The sequence below is a fragment of the Planococcus sp. CPCC 101016 genome, from assembly GCF_007859295.1.
Classification (GTDB): Bacteria; Bacillota; Bacilli; order Bacillales_A; family Planococcaceae; genus Planococcus.
The window spans coordinates 47,399-61,481 of record NZ_VOHB01000006.1; the positions used below are offsets into that span (position 1 = coordinate 47,399).

15 protein-coding genes and 1 riboswitch are annotated in these 14,083 nt (G+C 43.6%); of the genes, 2 read left to right on the forward strand and 13 right to left on the reverse strand.

What is annotated here, in order from left to right; genetic code table 11:
• Positions 1-137: 137 nt before the first annotated feature.
• From FQV26_RS18890 to FQV26_RS16710, 13 genes are all read right to left on the reverse strand, one after another.
• Positions 138-293, reverse strand: coding sequence for a YuzK family famiily protein (locus FQV26_RS18890; protein ID WP_186760023.1), 156 nt, complete (start codon positions 291-293; stop codon positions 138-140).
• Positions 294-496: 203 nt separating this feature from the next.
• Entirely contained in the window at positions 497-1,021 is a 525-nt protein-coding gene (locus tag FQV26_RS16655) for a hypothetical protein (protein WP_146558961.1), read from the reverse strand.
• Positions 1,022-1,120: 99 nt separating this feature from the next.
• Entirely contained in the window at positions 1,121-2,293 is a 1,173-nt protein-coding gene (locus FQV26_RS16660) for a dicarboxylate/amino acid:cation symporter (RefSeq protein WP_146558963.1), read from the reverse strand.
• Between the two features lie 155 nt (positions 2,294-2,448).
• Positions 2,449-3,261: a MetQ/NlpA family ABC transporter substrate-binding protein gene (locus tag FQV26_RS16665; RefSeq protein ID WP_146558965.1), complete on the reverse strand. Its 813-nt coding sequence runs from the start codon at positions 3,259-3,261 to the stop codon at positions 2,449-2,451.
• A gap of 49 nt (positions 3,262-3,310) precedes the next feature.
• Positions 3,311-3,979, reverse strand: coding sequence for a methionine ABC transporter permease (locus tag FQV26_RS16670; RefSeq protein WP_146558967.1), 669 nt, complete (start codon positions 3,977-3,979; stop codon positions 3,311-3,313).
• The gene (locus FQV26_RS16675; RefSeq protein ID WP_146558969.1) at positions 3,972-4,997 is read right to left on the reverse strand and encodes a methionine ABC transporter ATP-binding protein; all 1,026 of its coding nucleotides are present in this window, start codon (positions 4,995-4,997) and stop codon (positions 3,972-3,974) included. Before FQV26_RS16675 ends, FQV26_RS16670 begins: the two co-directional genes overlap by 8 nt.
• Positions 4,998-5,084: 87 nt before the next feature.
• Positions 5,085-5,189: riboswitch (SAM riboswitch) on the reverse strand.
• A 34-nt stretch (positions 5,190-5,223) separates the two neighbouring features.
• Positions 5,224-5,550 carry a thioredoxin family protein gene (locus FQV26_RS16680; protein WP_146558971.1) on the reverse strand — a complete coding sequence of 109 codons (327 nt, stop codon included), beginning with the start codon at positions 5,548-5,550 and terminating at the stop codon, positions 5,224-5,226.
• Positions 5,551-5,555: 5 nt separating this feature from the next.
• On the reverse strand, positions 5,556-5,894 hold the full coding sequence (locus FQV26_RS16685; protein WP_146558973.1) for a ribonuclease M5: 339 nt from the start codon (positions 5,892-5,894) through the stop codon (positions 5,556-5,558).
• A 320-nt stretch (positions 5,895-6,214) separates the two neighbouring features.
• A complete protein-coding gene (gene gcvH / locus FQV26_RS16690) occupies positions 6,215-6,595 on the reverse strand; it encodes a glycine cleavage system protein GcvH (protein WP_146558975.1) in 381 nt (126 codons plus the stop codon).
• Between the two features lie 80 nt (positions 6,596-6,675).
• On the reverse strand, positions 6,676-7,029 hold the full coding sequence (locus FQV26_RS16695) for an arsenate reductase family protein (RefSeq protein WP_146558977.1): 354 nt from the start codon (positions 7,027-7,029) through the stop codon (positions 6,676-6,678).
• A 156-nt stretch (positions 7,030-7,185) separates the two neighbouring features.
• The gene (locus tag FQV26_RS16700; RefSeq protein WP_146558979.1) at positions 7,186-8,967 is read right to left on the reverse strand and encodes an acyl-CoA dehydrogenase family protein; all 1,782 of its coding nucleotides are present in this window, start codon (positions 8,965-8,967) and stop codon (positions 7,186-7,188) included.
• A 402-nt stretch (positions 8,968-9,369) separates the two neighbouring features.
• Positions 9,370-10,545, reverse strand: coding sequence for an acetyl-CoA C-acetyltransferase (locus FQV26_RS16705; protein WP_146558981.1), 1,176 nt, complete (start codon positions 10,543-10,545; stop codon positions 9,370-9,372).
• Between the two features lie 28 nt (positions 10,546-10,573).
• A complete protein-coding gene (locus FQV26_RS16710) occupies positions 10,574-12,958 on the reverse strand; it encodes a 3-hydroxyacyl-CoA dehydrogenase/enoyl-CoA hydratase family protein (protein WP_146558983.1) in 2,385 nt (794 codons plus the stop codon).
• A gap of 212 nt (positions 12,959-13,170) precedes the next feature.
• On the opposite strand from FQV26_RS16710, the gene FQV26_RS16715 reads away from it, so the two are divergent.
• Both FQV26_RS16715 and FQV26_RS16720 read left to right on the forward strand, forming a co-directional pair.
• The gene (locus FQV26_RS16715; RefSeq protein ID WP_146558985.1) at positions 13,171-13,491 is read left to right on the forward strand and encodes a thioredoxin family protein; all 321 of its coding nucleotides are present in this window, start codon (positions 13,171-13,173) and stop codon (positions 13,489-13,491) included.
• 114 nt (positions 13,492-13,605) lie between these two features.
• Positions 13,606-14,070, forward strand: a complete 465-nt coding sequence (locus tag FQV26_RS16720; RefSeq protein ID WP_146558987.1) for an STAS domain-containing protein — start codon at positions 13,606-13,608, stop codon at positions 14,068-14,070.
• Positions 14,071-14,083 lie beyond the last annotated feature (13 nt).

Here is a 14,083-nt window from a genome sequence, read left to right on the forward strand (position 1 = left end):
TGGATTTCTCACTTATTTACAAAAGCTCTACATGACAACTGTCATGCTTTTATATTTTCAATAAAAGCTACCTAATTGAGAAACTGTATCAATAAAAAAACCGGCATCCATGGATGCCGGTTCCGTCTGTTATATGATTAGTCCCGATGAATCTGCCGTTCGATCTGGCTGGCTACTTTTTGGCCTAGCTGATAATCCTGTTCACGGCGCTGTTCAACTTCAAGAATCTTTTCAGGGTCATTTTGATATTCGTCAATTCCGAAACCATGTGCATTTCTGAATGCCTGTTCCATTTTCTCCGTCTTGTCAATTCCTTGCGAATCGATAATGAACCATTCCTTTCAATCTTGGGTTTTTAAGATTACCAGTATTATTATACCCCACCTAATTGTAAATAAACATATAAATAGTCTAATTAATCTGAAAATAGAACTATTGACTTATACCAAAATAAAACAAAAAACCTCTGACAATTCTATGTCAGAGGTCGTTTAATTTATTGTGAAACTTCGTTGTAAATGCTTGATGCAGCCAAATCCTGCTCAACCAACAGTTCGTTCAACTTAGCATCTGCTTCTCCAAATTTCTCGTTAGCTGCTTCAAAAGATGCATCTTTAGATAATTCTTCAGCTTTCATTTCATATGATTCGCGCATTGCGGCAAACGCTTCTTCAATCTTTTCTTGCTGGCCTTCTAATGCGGCGGGGATTTCAATGTTTTCGACAGTGTCTGCTGCTGCTTCAGCAGAAGCAATTGCTGCATCCTTCATCGTCTGCAAATCTTCGCCTTCTGGCAGCGTATCGTCCGCCTGAGCCATCTCAAACGCATTCAAGTCTGCATCAACAGCATTGATGGAGTTTGGAATAGACATATAGAATTTCATCAATTCCTGTTTAACGTCCTTGCTCTCTCCAGAAGCTTCAGCCTCAGCCGTAGTTTCTGTTGCTTTCGTTGTTTCTTCTTCTCCACATGCAGTTAATAAGACTGCCGCCGACAAACCGATTGCCCATATTTTCTTCATTGTGTTTCCCCCTATTGTATAATATCTTGGCTATAATAGCACAAAAATTACCAATAGAATAGACCTTTTGAAATAGTCGCAATTGGTGAAATCAATTCATTATTCCAAACTTTTACGGCCATTTGTAAAACGATCTACAATATGCGCTAAGGCTCCGTCCCCAGTGACGTTTGCTGCAGTACCAAAGCTATCTTGCGCCATATAAAGTGCGATCATTAAAGCAACCATTGTCGCATCAAAACCAAGCATAATTTCAAGCAAGCCGATGGCAGCCATGACAGCTCCTCCTGGAACTCCGGGTGCTGCAATCATAGTAATACCAAGCATTAGAATAAAAGGAAAGAAGCTGGCAAATGTCGGTACGCCGCCAGTCAGTAATACAACACCGATAGCACAAGAGACTAAAGTTATTGTACTTCCTGATAAATGAATAGTGGCAAATAAGGGAACTGTGAAATCCGCTACCCGTTCATTGGCCCCCGATTTCCGCGCTTGGCGAAGCGTTACAGGGATTGTTGCAGCAGAAGACTGCGTTCCTAGAGCCGTAAAATAGGCGGGCATCATTGTCTTCAAAATTGAGAAAGGATTTCTTCCCTTTAGTGAACCAGCCGCTGAATATTGAAGCAGCAGCATCACCCAATGGAGAAGAATGATCATCACAAAGACAATAGCGAATAATGATAGAATCTCAAATACTGCTCCTCCATAAGCCATATTCGCGAAAATGCCGAAGATATGGAACGGCAAAAGAGGAATAATGACGTACGATATCGTCTTTTCTATAATTGCCTGAAACTCATCAAAAAAAGATATCATGGTTTTGCTTCCTGTCGAGGCCATACCAATCCCCAAAAGAAAAGCTAAGATCAATGCAGACATCACTCCAAAAACAGGTGGCATATCCAACGCTATGAATGAAGCAGCCAGAGCGTGTTCAGGATCTTCCATACTGCTTAAAGATCCAGCTTTCATAAAGTTAGGCAAGACCGTGGTTGCTACGAAAAACGCTAAAATCCCTGCAGTAACAGTTGACGCGTAAGCAACTCCAGTTGCCATCCCCAGTAACTTGCCTGAACCTTTCCCAAGTTTTGCAATCCCTGGAGCAATAAATCCAAGAATGATCAGCGGCACTACAAAATTTAAAAAATTGCCGAAAATTGTAGTAAATGTTGCAAAGAGACGCACTAATGCTTCCGGCGCCACCAACCCAATCAGTACCCCTAATATAATTGCTACTATAATCCGCGGCAATAGACCAAATTTGAACTTCATGAACATGTCCCCCTCATATGAACAAATGTTTCTTTTTTATTATTCAAAAGTAGCACATACCTCTTTGAAATGTAAGCTGTATAAGAAAACACGCAATATTTTTATTATTTAAACAAAATAAAAAAAGCATCCAACAGGATGCTTTTGTCAATTCATTAGTCTACTGGTACTACTGACCCGCCCCACTCTTCCAAAATGAAATCTTGGATTTCCTGGGATTTCAATACGTCCACTAAGGCTGTAATGTTTTCGTTTTCCTCATCACCTGCACGCACGGCAATAATATTAGCGTATGGTGAATCCGATGATTCAAGCGCAATCGAATCTTCCATTGGGTTGATTCCTGCGTCAATCGCATAATTAGAGTTGATCAAAACGGCATCGCCTTCACCTGATTCATACATTTGAACAAGCAATGCTGCCTCATAATTCGCATCAAATTGAAGGTCTTTCGGATTCTCGACTATATCACTTACTTCAGCAGCTGTTTTTTCAACGCCTTCTTCCAAAGTGATTAACCCTTCAGCTTCAAGCATAGATAAAATGCGGCCATGGTCTGCTACAGAGTTGCTCATTAGGATCGTCCCGCCTTCTGGAAGGTCATCCAGAGAAGCATGGTCCTGAGAGTAGACGCCGATTGGTTCGATATGGATAGCACCGGCACTTTCAAAGTCATACCCGTGATCTGCTACTTGTGACTCCAAATACGGAATGTGTTGGAAATAGTTTGCGTCAATTTCACCGGACTCCAAATCTTCATTCGGCAGAATATAATCCTGGTAAGTTTCGATTTCAAGTTCAATGCCCTGCTCCTCAAGAATCGGCTGTGCCTGTTCTAAAATTTCAGCATGTGGTACGTTCGAAGCACCGACAGTCAAAGTATTTGACTCTTCTTCGCTTGCCCCGCCATTTCCGCATCCTGCAAGTACCAATGCCGTTAATGCTGTTCCTGCTACAAATTTCTTCATGTTGAATCTCTCCTTTTGATGTGTTTTCTATATTACGGAAAATCCGCTGTTACCGTTTATCTGCTTTTGTTGTAGCTAAATCGCCAATGTATTGAATGACAAAGACGATGATGAGGATTAAAATCGTTGCCATCAATGTGACGTCTTCACGACTGCGCTGGAAACCGTCGAGGAAAGCCAATGTTCCAAGGCCTCCGGCGCCGATAATGCCCGCCATTGCCGTATAGCCGACTAGTGCTATAGCTGTGACCGTAATGCCCGATATCAAAGCCGGTTTCGATTCCGGCAACAGTACTTTCCAGATAATGGTACCCGTCGTTGCACCCATTGAGCGGGCCGCTTCGATGACACCTTTATCAATTTCTTTTAGTGCAATCAGCACCATGCGGGCATAGAATGGAGCCGAGCCGATGATCAATGCCGGCAATGCCGCATTCGGACCACGGATAGAGCCCATCAAGAATAAAGTGAAAGGAATCAATAAGATAATCAGAATAATAAATGGAATCGAACGGAAAATATTGACGAACGCTCCTGTCAGCCAATTAACCACTTTGTTTGCCCACAATTGCTTCGGTGCTGTCAAAAACAAGAGGATGCCAAGAGCCAATCCGATAATGAATGTAAACAAGGTCGATAATGCGGTCATGTAGAGTGTTTCAATTGTAGCTTCCCACATATTGTCCCAATCGACATTCGGGAATAAAGTATCAATCATTGTGCATCACCTCCGCCTGAACATCTTCTATACGAAGAAATGCCAGTGCTTCTTCAATTTCATTTGGAGAACCTTTTAATTGCAGAATCAAAGTTCCATATGCGCCACGCTGTGTATGAGAGATATTGCCCTGAACGATATTGACCTCTACCGAATGGCTGCGGATCAATTTGGTCAGAATTGGCTGTTCAGTTTGATCGCCCACAAAGACCAGTTTCACCAGTTCACCAGTCGGGTATAATTCGCGCAAATTCTTGATGGTTTCTTGCGAGTCTCCCGAATCGGTCACCTGTGCAACAAAACGCTTGGTGATTTCCTCTTTCGGTGATTGGAAGATATTCAGGACATCACCCAGTTCAACAACGCGACCGCCTTCCATCACCGCTACGCGATGACAAATTTTCCGGATAACGTGCATTTCATGTGTTATCAAAACAATCGTCAATCCAAGTCTTTTATTAATATCCACTAGTAAATCAAGAATGGCATCTGTCGTTTCCGGATCAAGTGCAGAAGTCGCTTCGTCACATAATAGTACTTCAGGGTCATTCGCCAACGCACGGGCAATGCCGACGCGCTGCTTCTGTCCACCTGAAAGCTCGGACGGATACGCGTTTTCGCGCCCAGTCAAGCCGACTAATTCAATCAGTTCCTGAACCCGCTTTCCTCGTTGCGCTTTTCCTACGCCGGCAATTTCTAGTGGGAATTCAATATTCTCTTTGACTGTTCGCGACCATAAAAGGTTGAAATGCTGGAAGATCATACTAACCTTCTGGCGAGCTTTACGCAATTCTCCACCTTTAATCGACGTAATCTCTTGACCGTTTATTTCGACAGTTCCGGATGTCGGCTTTTCCAATCCGTTCAACAAGCGGATCAACGTACTTTTACCGGCACCGCTATACCCGATAATGCCAAATATTTCTCCATCGGCAATGGATAAATCGACCTGGTCTACGGCTGTAAGAACCGCTTTTCCAGTATCGAATTTTTTTGTCACTTTTTTTAACTCAATCATTCCTTGAACACCCCTAAATGCTAAAATAAAAAACCCTTCCGCGCATAGCTGAGCAGAAGGGCAAACGTATATTATACGGAAACCGATCTCTCATCTTCCAAAGCTTCCGCTTCGTGTGACTTGGCACCATTTCATTTTCATGACGGTTGCCGGGCTTCATAGGGCACTTCCCTCCACCACTCTTAATAAGAGTTTCGATATGAAATTATTTGATCAGAAATTCAATTTACCATGAGCGACTAAATTCGTCAACAGATTTTAATTTGTTATATAAATTGGGGACCGACTGGAAAGCATATATTTTTTCTTTCACTTTTCCGTTCTCGGTTATCAGCAGACACGGTACACTTTCCACTTCATACAACCCTGCAATTTCCTGGACATAATTCAAGTTTGCTTTGCCTATCGTTAGATCCGGCAATAGTTCTGTTACAACCGTTAGCATTTTAGAAGCCACTTGGCACGTTCCACACATCGGTGTATATAAATAAAACGCCGTAACCTGTTTTGTATTTTTTTCTTTGATCCATTCTTTGTGAGTCCATTCCTTCATCTTCTTCATCCCTCTATTAATAGCTTATTGACTTGGACATTCGCTGCAATGAGCACATCCATCAGCAACCGCAGCGGCGTTGCAGCAACTTCCTTGTAGCTCCGGTTGATGTAAAAATGTCGGGCTTCAGGGAATTCACGTTTGACCAGCTTTCGCAGCTTTTCACCGGAGGAGTCTGCATCCACTAAGATGATTATGTCCTGTCCTTCGTATGGCAATAATAATTCCTCAAGTCTTGATGCACTCACTGTACCATTTGTACAAAGAATCGTCACGGGTTCTGCAATGAGCGGCGCAATCCTCGACTTATCGCTGATTCCTTCCACAACAATCACCTTTCCCATAAACACCCACCCCATCGAAAATAGAATAAGAAAAGTTTTAGCATTCCTCTATTATATAGGTTGAATAAATGATTTTCATGCATGGACACTCCGCAGAGCTGTTTCTGCAAATTCTTTGGCCCTTTTATAACATCGTATGCTGGCGTGTGGCATATTATTGCTAAACAATTTCTTTTTAACTGATTCTGCCGAACTTGATGTCTGCTTGAAGCAGTTTTAGAATAAGCTTTTTTTCTTATAAGTATCACTCTACAAATAAAGTAGCTTAAACAAAGGAAACGGAATAAAAAAAAGCGCCGAAATACAGGCGCTTTCTGGAGCTATTCATTAATCATTTCTTTGTATTGGTCAGCTGTCATCAATTCATTGACTTCTTCTTCAGAAGGGGATTCGACAACCACCATCCAAGCTTGCTCGTAAGGTGACTCATTTACAAATTCCGGGCTGTCTTCAAGCTCAGAATTAACTTCGATTACTTTGCCGCTGATCGGCGCATAAAGTTCCGAAACCGTTTTGACCGATTCAACACTGCCAAAAGGCTGATCTTTTTTCAGTTCATCTCCGACCTGTGGAAGTTCAACGAAAACGATATCCCCCAATTCAGCCTGTGCGAAATGAGTAATTCCGATACGCGCATTATTGTCTTCGACTTTGACCCATTCATGTTCTTTAGAATAACGAAGTTCTGCTGGTGTGCTCATCTTGACCCCTCCAAATTATGTAGTTCATTCAAATTCAGTTTGACATAAAAAGCATTGAAATACAAGATGGCCACAAGCGCTTACAGCCAGCTATTTTGATACTCCGCTTCTTTAAAGCCAAGCGTCACTTTTTCCCCGTTCCAAGCTAACGGCCGCTTGATCAGCATGCCATCTGAAGCCAGAAGTTCCAACTGCTGTTCTTCGGACATGTCTGATAGCTTTTCTTTAAGTCCAAGCGAACGATAAACCAAACCGCTTGTATTGAAAAACTTCCTTAATTCCAAGCCGCTTGCCTGATAAATTTCAGCCAATTGATCTTTTGTCGGAGGATTTTCAGCGATATGTATTTCATTAAATTCTATACCATTTTGGTTCAGCCAGCTTTTAGCTTTCCTGCAAGTTGTGCATTTCGGGTATGCATAATAAGTAATCATGTTAGTACCTCCCTTTTTTTAAAGTTTACCAAAAAGAAGGCCCTTGGTCGACGAATAAAAAACATCATTCGCCGGAAACAGTTCCCCTCGACTAATGGTACTCAAAAAAAAGAAGGCGAACCCCAATTAATCCGGTTCGCCTTTTTTCACTAGCCATTAAACAATGTACTTCTCCACGTCGATCAGCTTGACAGCCGCTTCGCGTTTTTTCGCAATAACGTTGTAAGGCGTTGAACGAGTCAACTTGCGCAACGCTGACAGCATCATGCGCTGGTTGTCGCCTTCGATTGCGGCGATCAATGTCTCTTTTGCATCTCTTTCAATTTGATCGAATGCTTCCTGGCAGTAAATCTGCGTGTATAGAATTTTTTGTTTGGCTTTCTCTTCACCAGAAGCAGCAATCGCTTTTTCTGTACGCAATACTACTGACTCCATCGCAAAGACGTTGCTGACAATGTCTGCGATGTTAACAAGTACTTCCTGCTCCGCTTCCAATTTCGTGCCGTAGGTCTGTGCCGCAAGCCCAGCAGCCAACAAGGCAATTTTCTTCGCATTTTTAACCAGGTATTTTTCCTGATCTAAAGCTTCTGTGCCAACTTCTTCCGGCATCATCATCAACAGCTCTTCCTGAAGCTGCTGTGCATGTTGCAACAAAGGCAATTCACCTTTCATTGCTTTGCGTAATAAAGTTCCTGGTACAAGCAATCGGTTAATTTCGTTGGTTCCTTCAAAAATACGATTAATGCGTGAATCACGGTAAATGCGTTCGATTTCGTATTCTTGCATAAAGCCGTAGCCGCCATGCAATTGAACGCCTTCGTCTACGATATAATCCAATGTTTCGGTACCAAAGAATTTATTGAGTGAGCATTCCACTGCAAATTCCGCGATAGAGTCGGCAACTAATTTGCCATCCGCATGCTGCTCATCTGTGAATCCGCTCATACGGTCCTCGAACAAACCTACTGTCCGGTACACTGAGCTTTCAACTGCATACAATTTAGATGCCATCGTCGCCAACTTTTCACGCGTCAGGTTAAATGAAGAAATCGGCGTTTTGAACTGCTGACGCTGATTCGTATAAGGAATCGTCAGCTCCATCGCACGCTTAGAAGCTCCGATTGTGCCCACTCCCAATTTATAGCGTCCAATGTTCAAAATGTTAAACGCGATAATGTGTCCGCGTCCCGCTTCGCCTAATAAGTTTTCAACAGGCACTTCAGCGTCCTGCAAAATCAGTGTGCGAGTTGAAGATGATTTGATTCCCATTTTCTTTTCTTCCGGTCCAACAGATACTCCAGGGAATTCACGTTCTACGATAAAGGCAGAGAACTTTTCTCCATCAATTTTCGCATAAACAATGAATACATCTGCAAATCCAGCGTTAGTGATCCATTGCTTTTCGCCGTTCAATACATAATGTGTTCCTGCTTCGTTCAATTTGGCGACCGTTTTCGCCCCTAATGCATCTGACCCTGAGCTTGGCTCAGTCAACGCGTATGCGGCAATCATTTCACCTGTTGCCAGACGCGGCAGATAGCTTTGTTTTTGTTCTTCATTCCCGAAAAGGACAATCGGCAACGAGCCGATTCCGACGTGGGCGCCGTGAGTGATTGAGAAACCGCCTGCTTTCGACATTTTTTCAGCAATCAATGCAGAGGCGATTTTATCCAATCCAAGACCGCCGTATTGCTCTGGAACGTCAGCGCCAAGAAGTCCAAGGTCACCAGCCGTTTTCAACAGACGAACGGAATGTTCGAATTCATGGTTTTCCAACTTTTCAACAACCGGCATTACTTCTGTATTTACGTAATCCTCAGTCGTCTTTGCGATCATTTTTTGCTCTTCTGTGAAGTCTTCGGGCGTGAACACACGTGACAGATCCGCATCTTCAATTAAGAAACTACCGCCTTTGATCAATGTTTTTGACTGTTCCATTTTGTATTCCTCCTATATTCTTACTTACTTATTTTAAGAAGTTAAATATTCATCTTAAGTATAATCTGCTATAGATATTCCGCAAACCAGTTCCGCTTTCCTGCGGGCTTGTGCCGAACTAACTCGGGCTAAACGCCCGAGTGGATTTCGACACTTCGCTTGCCCGCGGGAGTCTCCACTGGTTTGCTCCATATCCTAATAGAGCGTAGTTCTAAAACTAAGAAGAAAGAGCGAAAGGCGGCGACACTGTTCTAGTAAATAAGCAGGTAGTAATAATACTGCTCCTGCATCGCTACGCTGCTTCGTCGCAAAGACACTGTCCGAACTACCTTCGTCCAATGTCTTGTCCGCCTGAAGCGATTTCTTCAGACCTAACTTACAATTTAATTGGCAAATTCACTTCTACAGCATTTCAAAGACGCCTGCTGCGCCCATTCCTCCACCGATGCACATTGTGACGACGCCGAACTGTTTGCCTTGGCGCTTCAATTCGCTCATCATGCGTATTGTCAGGATCGAGCCGGTAGCACCGAGCGGATGGCCAAGTGCAATAGCTCCTCCGTTGAAGTTGACTTTGTCAATATCCAGCCCAAGCTCGCGGATAACGCCGAGCGACTGGGAAGCGAAAGCTTCATTCAATTCCCATACGTCAATGTCATCAATCGTCAATCCAGCTAATTTCAAAGCTTTTGGAATGGCAACGACCGGGCCGATTCCCATGACTTCCGGCGGTACACCGCCAGTTGCGAATGAACGGAATTTAGCGATTGGCTTTAAGCCAAGTGATTCTGCTTTTTCACGGTCCATTACCAGCAAGGCACCTGCACCATCAGAAGTTTGCGAGGAGTTTCCGGCGGTGACCGTTCCGCGTGCCGAGAAAGCGGAACGCAATTTGTTCAAGGTCTGGATGCTGGTTCCGTGACGGACGCCTTCATCCATTTCGAACATGGACGATTTCTCCTGGTATTTATTGTTTTCATCTACATAGCGTTTTGTCACTTCGACCGGAACAATTTCTTCATCGAAGTTTCCAGCTTCAATGGCTGCTGCTGCTTTTTCATGTGAGCGGACGGAAAATGCATCCTGGTCTTCCCGGCTGATGCCATATTGTGTGGCTACCTGTTCTGCTGTGTGCCCCATGCTCATGTAATATTGAGGGGCTGTTTCAGCCAATTTCGCATTCGGGCGGATAACATTGCCCATCATTGGCACCATGCTCATCGATTCCACGCCGCCTGCGATGATCGCTTCTGCTGATCCGACCATGATGCGTTCTGCTGCATAGGCGATCGACTGAAGGCCTGAAGAGCAAAAGCGGTTGACGGTAACGGCTGATACCGTATCCGGCAATCCTGCAAGCGCTCCGATATTGCGGGCGATATTCATCCCCTGTTCTGCTTCCGGCATGGCACAGCCCATGATCAAATCATCAATAGGCCCATCATATCCTCCGGCTCGCTGCAGCGTTTCTCTAACGACCAATGCACCAAAATCATCCGGACGCACAGTCGCTAAAGAACCTTTTGCCGCTTTTCCGACCGGTGTCCGAGCACTGGCCACGATTACTGCTTCACGCATGTGTATTTCCTCCTTTTATGATCACCGATTAATTACGTAATGGTTTTCCTTTGACCAGCATATGCTGCATGCGCTGCTGGGTTTTTGGTTCTGCCACCAGGCTTAAGAATGCCTGGCGCTCAAGGTCGAGCAGATATTGTTCATCCACTTTCGTACCGTATGGAACTTTTCCACCTGACAGGACAAACGCCAATTTCTTAGCGATTTTCAGATCATATTCACTGATATAGCCGGAGATGAACATGCCTTCCGCACCCAATAGAAGGGTTGCGTAGCCAGCTTCACCGGTGACTGGGACTTTTTCACGCAAAGGCGCTTGATAGCCGTTTTCATATAGAGAAAGAGCGACTTGTTTAGCATCGTAGATCAAATGGTCGCTGTTGACGCTGATGCCGTCTACGAAATTCAGGAAGTTGTTTTCGCGTGCTTCTTCCGCTGAAGTGGAGACTTTCGCCATCGCAATCGATTCGAAGACTTTGCTGGTGATGTTCTGGTAATCGACTGTCACGCCATTAGGCAAACCTTTTAGTTGTTTCATATATAATTCTTTGTTTCCCCCGCCGCCAGGAATAAGCCCGACGCCTGCTTCCACTAATCCCATATAAGTTTCCATCGAAGCCTGGATATGTGCTGCCGGCAATGCCACTTCTGCACCGCCGCCGAGGGACATGCCGAATGGTGCTGCTACTACTGGTTTATTGCTGTATTTGATTTTCATCATGGCATTCTGGAAAGTCTTGATCGTGAAATCCAATTCAAAAATATTGTCGTCCTGTGCTTCCATCAAGATCATGCCGAGGTTTGCGCCGACACAGAAGTTCTTGCCCTGGTTGCCGATGACAAGTCCTTTGAAGTTTTTCTCCACTTCGTCGACTGCATAATTGATCATCTGCATGATATCCAAGCCAATGGCATTCGAACGAGAATGGAATTCAAGTAAAGCAATGCTGTCTCCCAAGTCGATCAGACTTGCACCCGAATTCGATTTAATGACGCCATGCTTTTTCTTATAGCGTTTCAAATCGATGACTTTTTCATTGACTGGGACCGGCTGATAATCCGTGCCATCGAAGAAATGAAGATCATCGTTTTCTTCTTTATAGAAGGTTTCATTTCCGCTATCCAGCAAAGCCTGTACGAATGCCGGAACCGGATGCCCTTCTGCCTTCATTTTCTCGACAGACTTTTGGACACCAATGGCATCCCAGGTTTCAAACGGCCCTTGTTCCCAGCCAAAGCCCCATTTCATGGCATTGTCGATGGCAACGATATCGTCCGCAATCTCCCCATTCAATTCAGCCGAATAAAGCAAAGTTGGAGCAAGAATGCTCCAAAGCAATTCGCCGGTGCGGTCTTCCGCGTATACAAGGGTCTTCATTTTAGCCGCAAGGCCTTTTTGCTGCTTTGCTATTTCTTGTGAAGGCGTTTTCAATTTGCCTGCTTCACGATATTCCATAGTTTCAGGATCAAGCTCTAAAATCTCTTTATCTTTTTTCAAAAAGAAACCTTGACCGGTTTTTGCTCCAAGCCAGCCGTTCTCCACCATTTTCGTCATAAACTCCGGTGCTTCAAAGACTTTCTGTTCTTCACCTGAAGTTTGATCATAAACATTTTTGGCCACGTGCATGAACGTATCAAGTCCAACCACATCCAAAGTACGGAAAGTAGCTGATTTCGGACGGCCGATCAAGGGTCCTGTAACGGAATCGACCTCACCGATCGAATAGCCACGTGCCATCATTTCGCGCAAGGTGATAAGCAAACCGTAAGTGCCGATCCGGTTGGCAATAAAGTTTGGCGTATCTTTTGCGATAACCACACCTTTGCCCAGACGGTCTTCACCGAATGCAGACATGAACTCTATCACTTCCGGCGCAGTCGTTTTCGCTGGAATCACTTCCAATAATTTCAAATAGCGCGGTGGGTTGAAAAAGTGAGTTCCAAGGAAATGTTTGCCGAAATCTTCCGATCGGCCTTCCACCATCGCATTGATACTGATGCCTGATGTATTTGAAGAAACGATGGTGCCTTCTTTTCTAACGCCATCGATCTTTTCGTATAGGGATTTTTTAACGTCTAAGTTTTCAACAATCACTTCAATGATCCAATCAACGTCTTTTAGTTTTTCCAAATCGTCTTCCAGGTTTCCTGGTGTAATCAATTGAAGATTCTTTTTAGCCGTTAATGGAGCTGGCTTCTGTTTGAGCAGTTTCTGAATAGAGCCCGTTGCAATTCGATTGCGCACTGCTTTGTCTTCAAGAGTCGAACCTTTCGCTTGCTCTTCCTGTGTCAATTCACGCGGGACAATATCAAGCAATAATACAGGGATTCCTATATTTGCAAGATGCGCTGCAATTCCCGAACCCATAACCCCTGAACCGAGTACAGCCGCTTTTCTAATTTGGTAAGCCACTAGCAAAACCCTCCTTGATTTTTTGAATGAATACTCATTCATTTTTTAAGTAAAAAAAATAGAACGTTCTCTATGTCTATTAGTGTAAGTTATTTTTTCTTTTTTCGCAATATTTAATCGTTATAAATTCCCTTAATTTTTCAGAAACAAATTCTTTGCGATTTAATAAAAGCACGGTAAACTGTTAGAGAACCCATAAGGAGGCAATACAAATGAAATCACTTACTACAAACGAAAATTTTAATGAAGCTATAAATGGTACCCAACCGGTAATCGTAAAATTCCAAGCTGGTTGGTGTCCGGACTGTACACGCATGGATATGTTCATTGATCCGATCATTGAGGAATTCAACCAGTATCAATGGTTTGATGTGAATCGCGACGAACTCCCTGAGCTTGCAGAAAAATACGATGTGATGGGGATTCCTAGTTTGCTAATCTTTAAAGACGGCGAAAAAACGGCTCATCTTCACAGTGCCAACGCCAAATCACCAGAATCGGTTACAAAATTTTTGAATGATCAAAACGAGTAGGCTCCCGCCTGCTCCTTTTTTTCGCTTGGTTATATTTCCTTGAATTTTGAGCTGTTGAAAGCAGCTGAAGCAAGCAGTAGTTCCCTTATCTTATTGACCATGGAGGTAGTGTAAATGGATTCAGAACAGGAATTAGCCGCATTAAAAAAACGGCTGGTCTATTATGAAAAGCTGATTAAGAATATGTCGACTCCAATCATTCCATCAATTGTTCCTAAGACGATCTTAGTGCCCATCGCCGGTTTTATTTTTACAGACCGCTTTGATATGATTCGGACGAAAGTTTTGAAGTACGCAGAAAAAAATCGCGAAACAGAACGCGTCATTTTTGATTTTACAGGTGTGACAACAGATGATATTGCCGATTTCGATTATAATGGCTTGGCAAGCGAATTAAGCCAATTGAATTCTGCTTTGAGCCTCATGGGCCTACGCGCCATTTATGTCGGTTTTAATCCATTGTTTGTTCGTGAAATCGTCCATGCCGGAATCCAAGTGGAATTGGAAGTCTATACAACATTCAGGGGAGCTCTTGAACAGCTGCTCACGGAAAACGAAAAATTACCAGCTAAATTGTAACGGATTTTGCTAC